This is a genomic window from Streptomyces sp. NPDC053542 (assembly GCF_044544685.1).
GTDB lineage: Bacteria > Actinomycetota > Actinomycetes > Streptomycetales > Streptomycetaceae > Streptomyces.
Genome location: NZ_JBITXL010000013.1, coordinates 20,617 through 38,556 on the forward strand (window position 1 = coordinate 20,617; position 17,940 = coordinate 38,556).

The 17,940-nt window shown below is 71.7% G+C and carries 14 protein-coding genes; 11 read left to right on the forward strand and 3 right to left on the reverse strand.

Annotated features, from left to right (window positions below):
• Positions 1 to 47 precede the first annotated feature (47 nt).
• The 5 genes from hsaA to ACIGXO_RS30810 are packed head-to-tail and all read left to right on the forward strand — an operon-like array spanning position 48 to position 5,196.
• Complete coding sequence (gene hsaA, locus ACIGXO_RS30790; protein ID WP_399793385.1) at positions 48 to 1,217, forward strand: 3-hydroxy-9,10-secoandrosta-1,3,5(10)-triene-9,17-dione monooxygenase oxygenase subunit; 1,170 nt, start codon at positions 48 to 50, stop codon at positions 1,215 to 1,217.
• Positions 1,217 to 2,089, forward strand: a complete 873-nt coding sequence (gene hsaD / locus ACIGXO_RS30795; RefSeq protein WP_399793387.1) for a 4,5:9,10-diseco-3-hydroxy-5,9,17-trioxoandrosta-1(10),2-diene-4-oate hydrolase — start codon at positions 1,217 to 1,219, stop codon at positions 2,087 to 2,089. The genes hsaA and hsaD overlap by 1 nt, the downstream gene beginning before the upstream one ends.
• A 40-nt stretch (positions 2,090 to 2,129) precedes the next feature.
• On the forward strand, positions 2,130 to 3,023 hold the full coding sequence (locus tag ACIGXO_RS30800) for a VOC family protein (RefSeq protein WP_399793389.1): 894 nt from the start codon (positions 2,130 to 2,132) through the stop codon (positions 3,021 to 3,023).
• The gene (locus ACIGXO_RS30805; protein WP_399793392.1) at positions 3,011 to 3,511 is read left to right on the forward strand and encodes a flavin reductase family protein; all 501 of its coding nucleotides are present in this window, start codon (positions 3,011 to 3,013) and stop codon (positions 3,509 to 3,511) included. The genes ACIGXO_RS30800 and ACIGXO_RS30805 overlap by 13 nt, the downstream gene beginning before the upstream one ends.
• The gene (locus ACIGXO_RS30810; protein WP_399793394.1) at positions 3,511 to 5,196 is read left to right on the forward strand and encodes an FAD-dependent oxidoreductase; all 1,686 of its coding nucleotides are present in this window, start codon (positions 3,511 to 3,513) and stop codon (positions 5,194 to 5,196) included. The genes ACIGXO_RS30805 and ACIGXO_RS30810 overlap by 1 nt, the downstream gene beginning before the upstream one ends.
• A gap of 80 nt (positions 5,197 to 5,276) precedes the next feature.
• Here the strand turns inward: ACIGXO_RS30810 and ACIGXO_RS30815 are convergent, their stop codons facing one another.
• From ACIGXO_RS30815 to ACIGXO_RS30825, 3 genes are all read right to left on the reverse strand, one after another.
• The gene (locus ACIGXO_RS30815) at positions 5,277 to 6,035 is read right to left on the reverse strand and encodes a glucose 1-dehydrogenase (RefSeq protein ID WP_399793396.1); all 759 of its coding nucleotides are present in this window, start codon (positions 6,033 to 6,035) and stop codon (positions 5,277 to 5,279) included.
• A complete protein-coding gene (locus ACIGXO_RS30820; protein WP_399793398.1) occupies positions 6,035 to 7,168 on the reverse strand; it encodes an LLM class flavin-dependent oxidoreductase in 1,134 nt (377 codons plus the stop codon). The genes ACIGXO_RS30815 and ACIGXO_RS30820 overlap by 1 nt, the downstream gene beginning before the upstream one ends.
• A gap of 164 nt (positions 7,169 to 7,332) precedes the next feature.
• Complete coding sequence (locus ACIGXO_RS30825) at positions 7,333 to 7,983, reverse strand: TetR/AcrR family transcriptional regulator (RefSeq protein ID WP_399793400.1); 651 nt, start codon at positions 7,981 to 7,983, stop codon at positions 7,333 to 7,335.
• 156 nt (positions 7,984 to 8,139) lie between these two features.
• On the opposite strand from ACIGXO_RS30825, the gene ACIGXO_RS30830 reads away from it, so the two are divergent.
• The 6 genes from ACIGXO_RS30830 to ACIGXO_RS30855 all read left to right on the forward strand — a co-directional run bounded on the left by ACIGXO_RS30830 (position 8,140) and on the right by ACIGXO_RS30855 (position 17,854).
• Positions 8,140 to 9,453: a UDP-glucose dehydrogenase family protein gene (locus ACIGXO_RS30830; RefSeq protein ID WP_399793403.1), complete on the forward strand. Its 1,314-nt coding sequence runs from the start codon at positions 8,140 to 8,142 to the stop codon at positions 9,451 to 9,453.
• A gap of 91 nt (positions 9,454 to 9,544) precedes the next feature.
• Positions 9,545 to 10,780 carry a glycosyltransferase gene (locus tag ACIGXO_RS30835; RefSeq protein ID WP_399793405.1) on the forward strand — a complete coding sequence of 412 codons (1,236 nt, stop codon included), beginning with the start codon at positions 9,545 to 9,547 and terminating at the stop codon, positions 10,778 to 10,780.
• Positions 10,777 to 12,417 (forward strand): MDR family MFS transporter, encoded by a 1,641-nt coding sequence (locus tag ACIGXO_RS30840; RefSeq protein ID WP_399793407.1) that lies wholly within the window; start codon positions 10,777 to 10,779, stop codon positions 12,415 to 12,417. The genes ACIGXO_RS30835 and ACIGXO_RS30840 overlap by 4 nt, the downstream gene beginning before the upstream one ends.
• Before the next feature lie 117 nt (positions 12,418 to 12,534).
• The gene (locus tag ACIGXO_RS30845; protein WP_399793409.1) at positions 12,535 to 14,832 is read left to right on the forward strand and encodes a glycoside hydrolase family 3 N-terminal domain-containing protein; all 2,298 of its coding nucleotides are present in this window, start codon (positions 12,535 to 12,537) and stop codon (positions 14,830 to 14,832) included.
• A 321-nt stretch (positions 14,833 to 15,153) separates the two neighbouring features.
• A complete protein-coding gene (locus ACIGXO_RS30850; protein WP_399793412.1) occupies positions 15,154 to 16,548 on the forward strand; it encodes a family 2B encapsulin nanocompartment shell protein in 1,395 nt (464 codons plus the stop codon).
• Positions 16,535 to 17,854, forward strand: a complete 1,320-nt coding sequence (locus ACIGXO_RS30855; protein WP_399793415.1) for a SufS family cysteine desulfurase — start codon at positions 16,535 to 16,537, stop codon at positions 17,852 to 17,854. The genes ACIGXO_RS30850 and ACIGXO_RS30855 overlap by 14 nt, the downstream gene beginning before the upstream one ends.
• Positions 17,855 to 17,940: the final 86 nt, after the last annotated feature.

Genomic DNA, 17,940 nt, shown 5'->3' on the forward strand with positions numbered 1-17,940 from the left:
GTACGTTCACGGCACCTTCGCACGTCACGACCCGAGAGGGGACGCCCATGAGCGAACACGAGGTCCTCGCCGCCGTCCGGGAGCTGGCTCCCGTGCTCCGCGAACGCGCCGCCGAGGCCGAGGAGCTGTGCCGGGTGCCCGACGCCTCGGTCAAGGACATCGAGGGCACCGGATTCTTCCGGCTGCTGCAGCCCAGGGCGTACGGCGGCTACGCGGCGGACCCGGTGCTCTTCTACGAAGCCGTCAAGGAGATCGCCAAGGCGTGCGGTTCCACCGGCTGGGTCGCCTCCGTGGTCGGCGTCCACCCCTGGCACGTCGGCCTGTACGACCCACGGGCGCAGGAGGAGGTCTGGGGCGTGGACCGCACCACCCGGATCGCCTCCTCCTACGCCCCGACCGGCGAGGTCACCGTGGCCGACGGCGGCTTCCGGATCTCCGGCCGCTGGCACTTCTCCTCCGGCTGCGACCACGCCGACTGGGCGCTGCTCGGCGGCCTGGTCCTCGGCGAGGACGGCGCGCCGGTCGACATGCGCACCTTCCTCGTGCCCCGGACCCAGTACACGATCGACCGGGTCTGGGACACCGTGGGCCTGCGCGGCACCGGCAGCAACGACATCGTCATCAAGGACGCCTTCGTGCCCGATTACCGGGCGCTGAGCTTCGGCCCGGTCAGCGCGTTGCGGACGCCGGGCCAGGAGCTGAACCCCGAGCCGCTGTACCGGCTGCCGTACGCCTCGGTCTTCACCACCACCATCTCCACCCCGATCGTCGGCATCGCCGAGGGCGCGTACGAGGCGTACGCGGCGGCCACCAGGGAACGCATCCGGGTCTCCTACGGCCAGAAGGTCGCCGAGGACCCGTTCGCGCAGGTCCGCATCGCCCGCGCCGCCAGCGACATCGACGCCTGCTGGCTGCAGCTGCGCCGCAACATGACCGAGCTGTACGCGGGCGCGGAGCGCGGCGAGGACCCGTCGGCGGAGCTGCGCGCCCGCGTCCGCCGCGACCAGGTGCTCGCCACGGAACGCGCGGTGGCGGCGGTGGACCTGCTGGTGGAGAACGCCGGCGGCGGCGCGATGCGCAACGGCCCCAACCCGGTCCAGCGCGCCTGGCGCGACGCGCACACCGGCCGCGGGCACGCCGCGAACGACCCCGAGCGCGCGCTGGTCCTCTTCGGGCAGGCGGCGCTCGGCCTCGACATCCAGGACACGATGCTCTGATGGGGGATCAGATGATGGCGCTCACGTACGACTCGACGTCCCGTACGGTCAAGGCGGGCGGCATCGAGCTGCACTTCCACGAGGCGGGCCCGGCCGAAGCTCCGGTCGTGATCATGCTGCACGGTGGCGGCCCCGGTGCCTCCGGCTGGAGCAACTTCGGCGCCAACCTGCCCGTCTTCGCCCGCACCTTCCGCACCCTCCTGATCGACCAGCCCTGCTTCGGCCGCTCCGCCAAGCCCGAGCCGGACAGGGACTACTTCAGCTACAGCGCCGGCGCCGTCGCGGCCCTGATGGACGAACTCGGCATCGCACAGGCGCACTTCATCGGCAACTCGCTCGGCGGCGGCACCTCCGTCCGCATGGCCCTGAACCACCCGGACAAGGTCCGCAAGCTGCTGCTGATGGGCCCCGGCGGCGTCTCCCTCAACCTCTTCGCGCCCGACCCGACCGAAGGCATCAAGCGGCTCTTCGAGTTCCAGGCCGCACCCGAGCCGACCAAGGAACAGCTGCGCGCGTTCCTGAGCGTCATGGCGTACGACCAGTCCATCGTCACCGACGAACTGGTCGAGGAGCGCTGGGCCTCGGCCACCGACCCCGGGACGAAGCTCGGCAACGCCCGGATGGCGGCCGCCTTCGCCAACCCCGCCTGGGCCGAGGACTGGATGCTCTGGCGCGAGGCCCACCGCATCACCCAGCCGGTCCTGCTCACCTGGGGCCGCGAGGACCGCACCAACCCGCTCGACGGCGCGCTGGTGGCCCTCAAGACCATCCCCGACGCCCGGCTGCACGTCTTCCCGCACTGCGGCCACTGGGCGCAGACCGAGCAGGCCGACGAGTTCAACCGCCTCGCCGTTGCCTTCTTTTCCGATTGAACAGCAGCTTCTCGCACTGACGCTCCGAAGGAGACCGATCATGGACATCCGCGCTCTCGGATACCTGCGCGTGGAGACCACCAAGTTCGAGGAGTGGCGTACGTACGCGCTGGACATCCTCGGCATGGTGGAGGCCACCGGCACCGACGAGGACACCCTGTACCTGCGCATCGACGACCGCGCCCACCGCCTCGCCATCGTCCGCTCCACCGCCGACCGGCTGCAGGCGGCCGGCTGGGAGGTCGCGAACGCCACCGCGCTCGCGGCGGCAGCACGCGAGCTCGAGGCGGCGGGCATCGCCGTCAAGCACGCCGACGACGCCGTACTCGCCGAGCGCCGCGTCCAGGGCCTGATCCACTGCACCGACCCCGGCGGCAACCCCCTGGAGATCTTCTGGGGCCAGGCGCAGGACCACACGCCGCTCGGCACCCCGTACGGCAACCGGTTCGTGACGGGTGACCTCGGCCTGGGACACGTCGTCCTGCCCGTCCCCGACATCGAAGCGGCCCTGGACTTCTACGAGAACGTGCTCGGCCTCCAGCTGCGCGACTCCATGAAGCTGCCACCGCAGGCCGTCCCCACCGCCAAGGAGCAGCGGGACTTCCATCTGATGCACTTCCTCAGCCCCAACCGGCGTCACCACAGCCTCGGTCTGTACCCGGGTGAACTGCCGCCCGGCATCGTGCACTTCATGGTCGAGCTGGAGACACTTGACGACGTGGGGCGCGGTCTGGACCGCATGCACGACGCGGGCATTCCCATCGCCTCGACCCTCGGCCGGCACACCAACGACCGGATGGTGTCCTTCTACGCCCAGGCGCCCGGCGGCTTCCAGGTCGAGTACGGCTGGGACGGGCTGATCGTCGACCCCGCCACCTGGGTCGCCAAGGAGATCACCGCGGACAGCTTCTGGGGGCACCGGTGGAACGGCTGATCGGGCGTACGGCGGTTGACCCGGCCGGATTCCGGGACGTCCTCGGACGGTTCGCGACCGGCATCACCGTCGTCGCGGGGCTGGACGACGACGGCCGCCCGGCCGGCTTCGCCTGCCAGTCCTTCGCCTCCCTCTCCCTCGACCCGCCGCTGGTCATGCTGGCCGTCGGCAAGGCGTCCACCAGCTGGCCGAGGATCGAACGGACCGGCCGGTTCTGCGTCAACATCCTCGCCGGGCACCAGCGGGAGATCTGCGCCGCGCTCGGCCGCAGCGGCCCCGACAAGTTCGCCGGAGTGCCCTGGACCGAAGGGGAGCACGGCACCGTACGCATCGACGGCGCCCTGGCGCACATCGAGTGCGCGCTGAGCACCGTGCACGAGGCCGGCGACCACCACCTGGTCACCGCCGAGGTCCTCGCCCTGGACGCGCGCGAGGACGGCCGCCCGCTCCTCTACTTCCGCAGCCGCTACGCAGTGGGGGCCTTCTGATGCCGGAGCACCGCACGCCTTCCTGGGACCACACCTACGACGTTGTGGTGATCGGCTCCGGCGCCGCCGGAATGGCCGCGGCCCTCACCGCCCGGCTGCGCGGGCTCACCGTCCTCGTCGCCGAGAAGACCGACCGGTACGGCGGCTCGACCGCGCTCTCCGGCGGCGCCATCTGGGTACCGGGCAACTTCCACCTCGACGCCGCGGGCCTCGGCGACACCGTCGAGAAGGCCCGCGCCTACCTCGACGCGACCGTCGGCGACAGAGTGCCGGCCGTGCGCAAGGACGCCTACCTCGCGCACGGCCCGGCCATGGTCCGCGAGTTCCACGACCGCACCGCCGTCCGCTTCGTCTACACGCCCGGCTACAGCGACTACTACCCGGAGCGGCTCGGCGGCCTCGCACAGGGCCGGTCCGTCGAACCCGAGGTCTTCGACTTCAGGAAGCTGCGCCCCGAACTGCGCGCCACCATGCGCCGCGCGGGCCTGCCCACGTACGGGCTCACCATCACCTCCCGCGACTTCCGGCACCTCAACATGGCCGCGCGCACCTGGGCCGGCAAGCGCACCTCGGTGAAGCTCGGGCTGCGCGCGCTCGCGGACCTGGCCACCGGCCGCCGGCCGCTGGCGCTCGGTGAGGCGCTGATCGCGCGGATGCGGTACTCGATGGACCGGCTGGGCGGCGACCTGTGGCTCTCCGCGCCGCTCACCGGCCTGGTCACCGAGGACGGCCGGGTCACCGGCGTCCGGCTCGACCGGGCCGGCAAGGAGGTCACCGTACGGGCCGCCGGCGGCGTCGTGCTGGCCTCCGGCGGCTTCTCGCACAGCAGCCGGCTGCGCGAGAAGTACCTCCCGGCGCCCACCTCCAGCGCCTGGTCGTCGGCGGCCGAGGGGCAGACCGGGGACGCCCTCGAAGCGGCCGTCGCGGCGGGCGCGGCGACCGACCTGATGGACAAGGTGTGGGGCGCGCCGTCCGTGGTGGCCCCCGGCGAGAAGCCGTTCTTCCTGGTCGCGGACCGCGGCATCCCCGGCATGGTGATCGTCGACCAGTCCGGCGCACGGTACGCCAACGAGGCCGCGCCGTACCACGAGTTCGTCGACGCGATGTACGCGCACGACCGGCCCGGCGCCTCCACCGTGCCGTCCTGGCTGATCCTCGACGCCACCTCCAAGGCCCGGTACGTCTTCATGGGGCTGCTGCCGGGACAGCCGTTCCCGAAGAAGTGGACGGCGAGCGGCTTCGTGAAGCGGGCCGGCACGGTCGAGGAGCTGGCCGCGCAAACGGGCATGCCGGCCGGCCGGCTGCGGGCGACCCTCGACCGCTTCAACGGCTTCGCGCGCGCGGGCCGCGACGAGGACTTCGGGCGCGGCGACAGCGTGTACGACCGCTACTACGGCGACCCCACCCTGCCCGCGCCCAACCTCGCCCCGCTGACCAAGCCGCCCTTCTACGCCGTCCCCGTCCACCCCGGCGACATCGGCACCAAGGGCGGCCCGGTCACCGACGCGACGGCCCGCGTGCTGCGCGAGGACGGCTCGGTCATCGAGGGGCTGTACGCCTCCGGGAACGCCTCGGCCGCGGTGATGGGCGAGACGTACCCGGGGCCGGGCGCGACCATCGGCCCGGCGATGACGTTCAGCTGGATCGCGGTCAACGCCATCGCGAAGGCACTCGACGGGAGCTGATCCCGTACGGCACATTCCGTACAGCACATGAGGAAGCCCGCCGGTACCGGACCGGCGGGCTTCTGCTCCGTGCGTGCGCCTTACTGAGCGGTCAGCCCGCCGTCGATGGCGAACTCCGCGCCCGTGACGTACGCCGACGCGTCCGACACCAGGTACAGCACCAGCTCCGCGACCTCCTCCGGGCGGCCCATCCGGCGCAGCGGCACGTTCGGCCACTCGCGCTCCCCGGCATCCGCGCCGAGCGCGCCCGCGACCATCGGGGTGTCCACCATGCCGGGGTGCACGGAGTTGACGCGGATGCGGTGCCGGGCGAGGTCGAGCGCCGCGGACTTGGTGAGCCCGCGCAGCCCGAACTTCGTCGCCCCGTACGAGGCGTGCCCCTGGATGCCGACCAGCCCGGCCGTGGAGGAGATGTTCACCACCGACCCGCCGTGGCCCGTCGCCCGCATCGGCGGCACCACCGCCTGGAGGCCGAGGAACGGCCCGACGAGGTTGACCTGGAGCAGCCGCTGCAGGTTCGCCTCGCTCTCCTCCTCGATGGGCGCGGTGCGCCACAGCGCGGCGTTGTTCACCAGCGCGTCGATCCGGCCGAAGGTGCCGAGCGCGGCCTCGGTGACGCGCTGCCAGCCCGCCGCGTCGGTCACGTCGTGCGGGACGAACAGCGCCTGTTTCCCGAGGCCCGAGGCGACCTCGCGGCCCGCGTCCTCCTGTACGTCCGTGAGGACGACGCGCGCCCCGTGCTCCGCGAACAGCCGCGCCTCGGCGGCGCCTTGGCCGCGTCCGGCGCCGGTGATGAGGACGACCTTGCCGGCCAGCCGTCCCGCCGTCTCCGATGCCATCAGCCCGCGTTCCCTTCCAGGGCGCGGAAGTGCGGGATGACCGTCTCGCCCCACTGCCGGATGGTCTCCATGCACACGTCCTGCGGCACGGTACCCATCTGGATCAGGCACATCACCTCGTCGACGCCGATCCTGCGCAGCTGCTCGACGTAGTCGACGGCGGTCTCGGCGGTGCCGTAGGCGTGCTCGGCGTTGTAGGTGCCGGTGTCGGCGGGGCGGGCCGGGATGTCCGCCTCGTGCAGCTTGGCGACGAGCTCGTCGCGGCGGCGCCCCATCGCGGCGACGTGGTCCTCGTCGCCGTCGTACGCCACGGTCGGCTTCGGGCCGTTCCCGTACCAGTGCGCGATGGACTCGGCGAAGAACCGCTGGCCGCGGGTGCCGATCCGGTAGGCGGCGTCGGCGTCGTCCAGCACGATCGTCGGGCACAGCGCGGAGAAGTGGTCGTTGACCTCGGTGGAGACGAAGCGCTCGGTGCCGCGTACGGAGATGGCCTCGTCGTACACCTTGCGCATCTCGCGGATGTCGTCGGCGCCGGCGAAGCCCAGCACGAGGGCGCCGACGCCCAGTTCGGCGGCGAGCTTGAGGGTGTCGTGCTTGCTGCACGCCATGAACAGCGGCGGGTGCGGGGCCTGCACGGGGCGGGGGAGCACGGCGCCGGGGCCGATGTCGAGGGACCCGTGCCAGGCGAAAGTCTCCTCGCGCCAGGCGTTGCTGACGATGCGCAGGGCCTCCTCCATCTGCGGGTAGGTGTCCTCGGGCCGGACGCCGAACATGGACATCTCCTGCTTGGTGGCGCCGCGTCCGGAGCCGATGTCGACGCGGCCGCCGGAGAGCACGTCGAGCATGGCGGACCGCTCGGCGACCCGTACCGGGTGCTGGTAGCCGAACGGCATGGTCACCACGCCGTGGCCGATCCGGATCCGGGAGGTCTTCGCGGCCACCCAGGACAGGAAGACCTCGGACGCGCTCATGTGCGCGTACTGCGTCAGCGAGTGGTGCTCGACCGCCCAGATCCGGTCGAATCCCATCTCCTCGGCGTACACGGCCTGTTCGACGCAGTCATGGATCACCTGCCGCTCGGATGCGGGAGACGGGTCGGCCATCTGCGCCTCGAAGATCATCGAGAACTTCACGACGGGCTCCTTCGCTCGACTGTTTCTGTTCCGACTAGTTCTATTAGAAATACTCCTATCAGAACCCAGGAAGAGAGGGAAGGCGGTGCGTGGAGCCGAAAACGCCGACGGGCCACGGCCGTTGGAGCGGCCGTGGCCCGTCGGGGCGGGGGAGAGGGGCGGGCTCAGAGCCCGCAGGGACAGCTGCACGTGCAGCCGCAGTCGCGCTGGTCCGGCTGCAGGAGGGCGGCGAGGCCCGCGCGGAGTTGCGTCTCCAGGGCGGCGGCCGGGGCCGCGTCCAGGGCCGGCGTGCGGAACGCCTTGCGCATCAGGCTCGTGCCGAGGATCCAGGCGGCGAGCAGCTCGGCGCGCAGCTCCGCGTCGGGGCCCTCCAGACGCTCGGCGAACCGGCCGGAGAACACCTCGGCGATCTTGTCGCGGAAGAGCCGGAGGGCGTCCTCGCGGCTGGAGGAGCGGAGTACGGACAGCACCGGGTGCGGTACCTCCTCGTCCGGCGGGCCGTTGGTGACGAAGTCGCAGACCCACGCGGCGACCTCGTCGAGCGGCACCTCCAGCAGCGGGTCGAATATCGCGGGATCCGTGGCCACCGACGCGAACAGGGCTTCCTTTGAACCGAAATAGCGGTACACGAGGGCGGCGTCGACCCCCGCGTCCCCGGCGATGTCCCGGATGCTGGCGCCGTCGTAGCCGTACCTGCCGAAGCGCAGCGCCGCGGCCTCCATCAGGGCGCTGCGGGTGCCCGCCGCGTCGTGTTTGCGCGCCCGTGCGGGCCGCTCGGCGGTGTCGTCCTTCGCCTTCGCTGTCGATCCGTCCACGCGTTCGTACCTTCTTCGGCTCGTCGTTCAGCAGCACATGGTCCAGGATCCGGAGCGTGTCCGGAAGTCATCGGTTGTTGTCATCGATCGTTGACCCCTCGTTGGAGCCCGCCATAAGGTCGGGCCGCCGACGATCATTCGAATAGGTGATTATCAGTGACTGAGAGACGCGTTGCCGTCATCGGTACCGGTTATGTGGGCCTGACCACCGGCGCCTGCCTGGCCTCACTCGGGCACCGGGTGGTGTGCGCGGACGCGGACCCGGGCAAGGTCGAGCGGCTCCGCAGAGCCGAGGTCGACATCCTGGAGCCGGGCCTGCCCGAACTCGTCCAGGAGGGGCTGGAAACGGCCCTGCTGGAATTCGTGGGGGACACCGCGGCCGCCGTGCGCGACGCTGACGTGGTCTTCCTCTGCCTCCCGACGCCCATGGGCGCGGGCGGCGCCGCCGACCTGGCCGCCGTCGAGGCCGTCGCCGGGGAGATCCGTACCGAACTGCCGCACGGCGCCGTCGTGGTCAACAAGTCCACGGTGCCGGTCGGCACGGCGGACCGGGTCGCCGCGCTGCTCGGCCGGCCGGACGTCTCCGTGGTGAGCAACCCGGAGTTCCTCCGCGAGGGGCGCGCCGTGCACGACTTCCTGCACCCGGACCGGATCGTGGTCGGGGGAGCGGAGGCCGAGGCCGCGCGGCGGGTGGCGGAGCTGTACACCGACCTCGCGGCGCCGCTGGTCGTCACCGACGCCGCCAGCGCCGAACTCACCAAGTACGCGGCCAACTTCTTCCTCGCCATGAAGCTGTCCTTCGCCAACAACCTGGCGACGCTGTGCGAGCGCTTCGGCGCGGACATCGGCGACGTCACGGCGGGCATCGGCCACGACCCGCGCATCGGTGCCGCGTTCCTCCAGCCGGGCCCCGGCTGGGGCGGCTCCTGCCTCCCCAAGGACACCCACGCGCTGCTGTCCGTCTGCGAGGCCGCCGGGATCGACTTCCCGCTGCTGCGCGCCACCATCGAGACCAACGTCGAACACCAGGCCCGCCTCGTGGAGCGCGTCGCGGCCCAGTCCTCGCGCGGCGACGGCTCGCTCGACGGCGTACGACTGGCCCTGTACGGCCTGGTGTTCAAGGCCGGCACCGCCGACCTGCGGGACTCGCCCGCGCTGGCCATCGCCCGGCAGCTGCGGGAGCGCGGCGCCGAGCTGTACGCCTACGACCCCGCGCTGAGCGAGACCCGGCCGGACCTGAGCGACCTGGTCACCCTCGTGGACGACCCGGTGAAGGCGGCCGAGGGAGCCGAGGCCGTCCTCGTCCTCACCGAATGGCCGGACTTCCTCGAACTGGACTGGGACGAGGTCGCCGCCCGCCTCGACGGCCGCCTCGTCCACGACTTCCGCAACCTGCTCGACCAGGGGCGGCTGGAGCGTGCCGGACTTGTCCGGCAGAGCATCGGCAGCCCGTACACGATGGCCGGCTGACCCCCGGCCCAGCTGCACGATGGCCGGCTGACCACCGGCCAGGGGCCGGCGCCCCACCCCCCACGACAGACCGAACCGAAAGGCCCCTTTCATGCGAGTCTTGTGCACCACACTTGGCAGTCCCTCGCACGGCCGCGCCCAGCTGCCCCTGCTGCGGGCCCTCGCGGCAGCGGGACACGACGTGCGCGTCGCGACCAACGAGGAGCTCGCGCCGCTCTTCCGCCACGACGACCTGCACGTCATGACCTGCCTGCCGGAATTCTCGCCGCGGGCGTTCGCCGACCAGGCCCAGGACCCGGCCGGCACCGCGGACGCCGCCGAGCTCGGCCCGGAAGAGCAGCAGGCCGCCATGGTGCGCTTCATGATGCGGATCGTGTCCGGCCCGATGGCCAGGGGGCTCCGCGAGTGCCTGCGCCCCGTGGTACTGGAATTCCGCCCGCATCTCATCCTGCGCGACGGCATGGACCTCAGCTCCTGCCTGATCGCCGAGGAGCTGGACATTCCGCAGCTGCCCACGCCCTCGGGCGCGAGCAACGTCCTCGACCCCGCGGAGATCCAACCCGGCCTGAACGCCCTGCGCGCCGAACTCGGGCTGCCCACCCAGGAGGACCCGCGCTCGATCGTCCGGCACGGGCGCATCGACTACGTACCGGCGGACTTCTCCTTCGCCCGTCACCTGCCGGGCCCCTTGGCATACCGCCAGACGGTGAACGTGGACCGCGACTCCGTACTGCCCCCGTGGGTCGCCGCACTGCCCACCGACCGGCCGCTGGTGTGGGCCGCCATCGGCACGGCCCTGCCCATGATGCGGAAGCGGCAAGAGCAGGGGGAGCAGCTGCCGGACATGCCCTTCGAGATGCCCGACGCCGCCAAGACGCTGCAGAGCATCGTCGAGGCCGCGGCGAAGCTGGACGAGTGCACGGTGATCGTCGCCACCTCCGGCGTGCCGGTGGACACCACGGGGCTGCCGCCGCACGTCCACGTCATCGAGCGGCTGCCGCAACCGCTGCTCCTGGAGTGCGTGGACCTCTTCCTCACCCACGGCGGCTTCAACAGCATCCGCGAGGCGCTGCGCACCGCCACGCCGCTGGCGGTCCTCCCGCAGTTCGGCGACCAGCACCCCAACGCGCAGCGCGTCGAGGAGCTGGGCCTGGGCCGCCGGATCACGGACCCGACCCCGGACGGCATCGCCGCGGTCTGCCGGCAGGTACTGGCCGACTCCGGCGCCGCCGCCACCGCGCGCCGCGCGCGGCTGCAGATGCTGGCGCTGCCGGAGATCGCGCACGCGGTGGCCGATCTGGAGAGGCTCGCCGGAGCGCGCGCGTGACCTCCTCCGACGCGCTCCGCAAGGAGGAGCGGCCCGCGGGCGGTCCGGCCGAGGCCGGGCCGCCCGCGCGGCTGTCCCACCGCGAGGTCGTCATCGTCATGTCCGGCCTGATGCTCGGCATGTTCCTCGGCGCCCTCGACCAGACCGTGGTCTCCTCAGCCCTCCGCACCATCGCCGACGACCTGCACGGACTCACCGCGCAGGCATGGGTGACCACCGCGTACCTCGTCACCGGCACCATCGCCACGCCGCTGTACGGCAAGCTCTCCGACATCCACGGCCGCCGCCCCGTCTACCTGGTCGCGATCCTGCTCTTCGCCACTGGGTCGCTGCTGTGCGGCTGCGCCGCGTCCATCCACCAGCTCGCCGCGTTCCGCGCGCTCCAGGGCCTCGGCGGCGGCGGTCTGATGTCGCTGGCCATGACCGTGATCGCGGACATCACCTCGCCGCGCGAACGCGGCCGGTACCAGGGCTGGTTCATGGCGGTCTTCGCCGGGTCCAGCATCATCGGGCCGGTGGTCGGCGGCGTGTTCGCGGGCAGCGGCACGCTGCTCGGCATCACCGGCTGGCGCTGGATCTTCCTGGTGAACGTGCCGCTGGCGGCGGTGGCCCTGGCCGTGATCACACGCGTGCTGCGCCGCGTGCCGCACCGCCCCGTACGGCACCGGCTGGACTACGGCGGCGCGCTCGCCCTCGCCGTCGGCGTCGTCCCCCTCCTCGTCGTCGCCGAGCAGGGCCGCGGCTGGGGCTGGGCCTCGCCGGCCGCGCTCGCCCTGTACGCGACCGGCGCCGTGGGCCTTGTGGGCTTCGTCCTCATCGAGCGGCGCATGGGCGAGGCGGCGCTGCTGCCGCTGCGCCTCTTCCGGGTCCGCAGCTTCCGCCTCGGCACCCTGCTGCACTTCATCGTGGGCATCGGCATGTTCGGCGCGATGACCACGCTGCCGCTGTACCTCCAACTCGCCCAGGGCATGAGCCCGATGGCGGCGGGGCTGGCGATGCTGCCCACCACGGTCGCCAACGTCGCCGTCACGCTGACGGTCGGCCGGCTGATCGCCCGCACCGGCCGGCTCAAGGTCCACCTCGTGACGGGCATCGGCTGCTTCACCGCGGCCATGCTCGTCTACGCGACGCTCAGTGTCGACAGCCCGCTGTGGTACGTCTCGATCGGCATGCTCTTCATGGGCGCGGGGCTGGGCGCGGCCATGCAGACCATGACCACACTGGCCCAGTCGGAGGTGCCGCGTACGGACATGGGCGCCGCGACCGCCTCGGTGAACTTCTTCCGCTCCAACGGCGGCACGGTCGGCGCCGCCGCGTTCCTCTCGGTCCTCTTCTCCCTGGCCGGCTCGCGGATCGGCGAACGGCTCGACGAGGCGTTCCGCCACCCGGCCCTGCGTCGGCTCGCCGAAGAGCCCGGCAACGCAGGGGCACTGAGCGGAGTGCTGCGCCCGCGCGGCGGCCTGAACCTGGAGGACTCCGCCTTCCTGCACACCCTGGACCCGCGCCTGGCACTGCCCTTCCTGGAGGGCTATGTCGCCGCCATGCGCATTGTCTTCCTGGCGGGCGCGGCCGTGACCCTGCTGGCCTTCGTCGTCGCGGCGTGGCGAGTGCCGAACCTCAGGCTCTCGGACGAGTGACACCTGCGGGAGCGGTGTCGCGCCTCTTGACCCGTCAGTCAGGGAAAACTTAACGTCCATTCACCTTCTGAATTCGGGGCAGGCAATGATGCCTCCCATTGCCGAAGAGGTGAACTCATGCAGGGGATGCGACGACGCACGCTTCTGAGTGCGGCCAGTGCCACGGCCATTGCCGGCGGGCTCCTGGAGGTGGGGAGCGGGCAGGCGGCCGCCGCACCGGCCGCACGAAGCGGTCCCCGTGCTTCCGGTCCGTACGATCAGAAGATCAAGCAACTGCTGGGCCGGATGACGGTCGACGAGAAATTCGGCCAGCTCCAGCAGCTGCCGTGGACCTGGGACACCGGCCCCGGCGGCGGCGAGACCAAGGCGGTCGAGGACGCCGCGCGCAAGGGCATGCTCGGCTCGGTCTTCTCCATCTTCGGCGCCAAGACCACCAACGCCCTGCAGAAGATCGCCGTCGAGGAGTCCCGGCTCGGCATCCCGCTGGTCTTCGGGCTCGACGTGATCCACGGCATGTGGACCAACTTCCCCATTCCGCTCGCCCAGGCGGCCGGCTTCGACCCCGAGGTCACCGCGTCGGACGCCGAGGTCTCCGCCAAGGAAGCCCGCTCGAACGGCGTGCACTGGACCTTCGCGCCCATGATGGACGTCACCCACGAGCCGCGCTGGGGCCGGATCGCGGAGGGCAGCGGCGAGGACCCGTACCTCGCCTCGGCGTTCGCCGCCGCCAAGGTACGCGGCTACCAGGGCGAGAACGCCGAGGGTCTCAAGGCCAAGGACCGGCTGGCGGCCTGCGCCAAGCACTTCGTCGCGTACGGCGGCGCGGAGGGCGGCCGCGACTACAACACGGTCGACGTCTCCGAATCCCGGCTGCGCAACCTCTACCTGCCGCCGTTCAAGGCCGCCCTGGACGCCGGCGTGGCGACCGTCATGGCGTCCTTCAACACCATCAGCGGCGTCCCCGCGCACGCCAACCCGCACACCCTCACCGACATCCTCAAGCAGGAGTGGGGCTTCGACGGGCTGGTGGTCAGCGACTTCAGCGGGGTGCAGGAGCTGATCGCGCACGGCTTCGCCGAGGACGGCGCCGACGCGGCACGGCTGTCGCTGAACGCGGGCGTCGACATGGAGATGACCAGCACCCACTTCGTCGAGAACGGCAAGAAGCTGCTGCGTGCCGGAAAGATCGAACAGGGGCGGCTGGACGACGCGGTGTACCGGGTACTGCAGCTGAAGTTCCAGCTGGGCCTCTTCGACCACCCCTACGTCGAGGAGAAGGACGAGATCACGGCGCCGTCGGCGGACGCCCGCAAGGCGGCCCGCACGGCAGCGGCCCGCTCCATGGTGCTGCTCAAGAACGAGAAGTCGGTACTGCCGCTGTCCGCCAAGGCGTCCTCGATCGCGGTCGTCGGGCCCTTCGCCGACTCCGCCGACCTCCTCGGCACCTGGGTGATCCCGGCCGCCGAGAAGAAGTTCCCGGCGGTCAAGGTGCTGGACGCGGTCAAGAAGGCAGCGCCGCAGGCGAAGGTCACGTACGCGAAGGGCGTCGACGCGGCAGGCAAGGACACCGGCGGCATCGGCGAGGCGGTCGCCGCCGCCAAGGCCGCCGACGTGACCGTGATCGTGGTCGGCGAGCCCCCGGCGATCAGCGGCGAGGCCGCGGCACGCAGCGACATCTCGCTGCCGGGCGCGCAGGAGAAGCTCATCGAGGCGGTCGCGGCCACCGGCAAGCCCTTCGTGGTGGTACTCGTCAACGGCCGCCCGCTGACCGTGGGCGACTGGCTCGCGCAGGCCCCCGCCGTACTGGAAGCCTGGCACCCCGGCACCGAGGCCGGCCACGCCGTCGCGGACGTCCTCTTCGGCACCGTGAACCCGGGCGGCAAGCTCCCGGTCTCCTTCCCCCGTACGGTCGGCCAGATCCCGATCCACTACAACCACGAATCCACGGGCCGCCCGTACGACCCGGACAACAAGTACACCTCCAAGTACCTGGACCTGCCCGACGGCCCGCAGTTCCCGTTCGGCTTCGGGCTCAGCTACACCGACTTCACGCTCGGCGAGCCGAAGCTCAGCCGGTCGAGTGTGTCCGCCGACGCGCTGCGCAAGGGCGACACCCTGGAGGTGTCGGTCGAGGTGCGCAACACCGGGAAGCGGGCCGGCGACGAGGTCGTACAGCTCTACGTCCACGACCGCGCCGCCTCCCTCACCCAGCCGGTCCGCAGACTCCGCGGCTTCCGCCGGGTGACCCTGGAGCCGGGGAAGCACACCACGGTGCGCTTCCGTCTGGGCGCCGAGGACCTGGGCTTCTGGACGAACGACAGCCACGGCCACTTCACGGTGGAGCCCGGCGCGTTCGACCTCTACGTGGGCACCAGCTCGGCCGCCACCGCGAAGGCCGGGCTCACGGTGAGCTGACGGGGCGCCCCGAACGGTCGTACGGACGAATCGCGTCGTATCCGGGAATCGGACAGCGGCGTCCGGAAGGCGGGTGAGGGGGCAGGCGCTGCGGACGCCGGAGGCAGGGACGCTGGTCGCGCGTTCTTGACACGCGAAGTGGTTGTATTCGGGACTAATTACCACAAGAAATGGTCGGATTGATTCCGGACTGCTCAAGTGCAACGCCTTCTTGTGGTCGATAAGTGCCCACCGTGACGATCACTCTCGTTCCGGCCGCCGCTCCACCGCGTCCGGGACGTCCGTACGGGGCCAACCCCTCACCGACTGCCAGGAGTCCCCATGAGCGACCACCGCCTCACCCTCAGCCCGGATGCCGCACGGCAACTCGCGACCACCACGAAGACCGCGCCGCAGATGCGCGGCATCACCCCGCGCTACCTGCTCCGCGCGCTGCCCTGGGTGGACGTCGACTCCGGCGTCTTCCGCGTCAACCGGCGCCGTACGTTCCTGCTCGGCGACGACCGGATCACCGTCGACACCGACCACGAGGGCACCCGCCGCGTGGTCAGCGAGGACCTGCGGGAGATCCCCTACCTGCGCGAGGCGGACCCGGCGCTGCTCGGCGAACTGGCCCAGGCGTTCACCGAAGTCAGCTTCGACGCGGGCCAGTTACTCGTCCAGGAGGGCGAGTCCACCGACCGGCTGTGGGTGCTGGCGCACGGCCGCGCGGAGAAGCGCGTGACCACCCGCTACGGCGAGGAGACCGTCCTCGAAGTGGTCGGCGACGGCCAGTTCTTCGACCTGGACTCCTGGACCCGCGGCGAGCGCACGCCGTACCAGGTCAAGGCCCTCACCCCCGGCGTCGCGCTGTGCGTCGAGCGCGCCGTCCTCGGCCGCCTGTCGGACCGCGACGAAGCGCTGTGCGCCGCGGTCACCGCGTACAGCGAGGGCGGCGCGCCCCTCGCCGGCAAGGAGGCCCCCATCCAGCTCGCCGGCGGCCACGTGGGCGAGCCCGAACTGCCCGGCACCTACGTCGAGTACGAGGACACGCCGCGCGAGTACCACATGACCGTCGCCCAGACCGTGCTGCGAGTGCACACCCGCGTCTCCGACCTCTACAACGAACCCAACGACCAGGTACGGGCGCAGGCCGACCTGACCATCCAGGCGCTGCGCGAGCGCCAGGAAGCCCTGATGCTGAACCACCCCGACTTCGGCCTGTTCCACAACGTCACCCCGGGCCAGCGGGTCCAGTCGCGCACCGGCGCGCCCACCCCCGACGACCTCGACGAACTCCTCACCAAGGTCTGGAAGCAGCCCGGTTACTTCATCGCCCACCCGAAGGCCATCGCCGCGTTCGGCCGGGAATGTACCCGCCGGGGGGTGCCCCCGGTGATGGACACCCGCTTCGGCAGCCCCCTGCTGACCTGGCGCGGCGTGCCGCTGCTGCCGTCCGACAAGGTCGGCTTCCGCAACGGCTCCAGCGCGGCGGCCGGCACCACCGAGATCCTGCTCATCAGGGCGGGCGAGGCCGAGCAGGGCGTGGTGGGGCTGCGCCCCTCCGAGGTGCCCGACGAGGTCGAACCCGGCCTGTCCATGCGGAACATGGGCACCGACAAGAAGGCGATCACCTCCTATCTGATGACCGCCTACTTCAACACCGCGGTCCTGGTCGAGGACGCCATCGCCGTGCTCCAGAACGTCGAGGTGTCCAAGTACTATGACTACTCCTGAGACGCTGGAGGCGCTGACGGGCCTGGACGCGCTGCGGGGCCCGAGCCCCCTCCCGGGCGCCGGCCCCGCCAAGAGCCCCGCGAGCCCCGGACGCGGCTTCGACCCCGAGACCGTGCGGCGCGACTTCCCGGTCCTGCACCGGACGGTCAACGGCCACCCGCTGGTCTGGCTCGACAACGGCGCCACCACCCAGAAGCCGCGCCAGGTCATCGAGGCGCTCGCCGCCTTCTACGCCTCCGCCAACTCCAACATCCACCGCGGCGCCCACACCATGGCCCGCGAGGCCACCGAGGCGTACGAGGAGAGCCGCGCCGCCGTCGCCTCGTTCCTCGGCGCCCCGTCCCCGGACAGCGTCGTCTTCGTCCGCGGCACGACCGAGGCGGTCAACCTGGTCGCCCAGACCTGGGGCCGGGCCAACCTCGGCGCCGGCGACGAGATCCTCGTACCGGTCCTCGAACACCACTCCAACATCGTGCCGTGGCAGCTGATCGCCAAGGAGCGGCACGCCCGGGTGGTGCCCGTACCGCTCGGCCCGGACGGGCAGATCGACCAGAACGCTTTCGCCGACCTGCTCTCCTTCCGCACCCAATTGGTGGCGCTCAGCCACGCGTCCAACGTGCTCGGCACCGTCCCGCCCGTACGGGAGATGACGGCGCTGGCACACCGGTACGGCGCCAAGGTGCTGGTCGACGGCGCCCAGGCGGTCGCGCACTTCCCGGTGGACGTCCAGGCGCTGGACGCCGACTTCTACGTCTTCTCGGGGCACAAGCTCTTCGGCCCCACCGGGATCGGCGCGCTGTACGGCAAGTCGGAAGTGCTCGCGGGCATGCGGCCGTGGCAGGGCGGCGGCAACATGATCGACTCCGTCGACTTCGGCCGGACCACCTTCGCCCCCGTACCGCACCTGCTGGAGGCGGGCACCGGCAACATCGCCGGCGCCGTCGGCCTGCGCGCCGCGATCGACTGGCTGACCTCCCAGGACCGCACCGCCGTCACCGCCTACGAGAAGGCCCTGACGGAGTACGCCGTAGCAGCCCTGGCCGGCGTCCCCGGACTGGAACTCATCGGCGCGGCGCCCGAGCGGATCTCCGTCCTCACCTTCACGCTCGCGGGATTCGACCCGGCGGCGGTCGCCGAGTGCCTGGACCGCGACGGCATCGCCGTCCGGGCCGGCCACCACTGCGCCCAGCCCGCGCTGCGCCACTACGGTCTGGAGAGCGCGGTCCGTGCCTCCTTCGCGCTCTACAACACGCCGCGGGAGGTGGACACCCTGGTCGCTTCGCTGCGGAACATGCGGCAGTCCTGACCGACGGGCCGGCCACGGGTCCGGCCACGGGTCCGGCGACGGTCCGGTCGCAGGCACCTCGGAGCCCTCCGCGCCACTCCGTCACT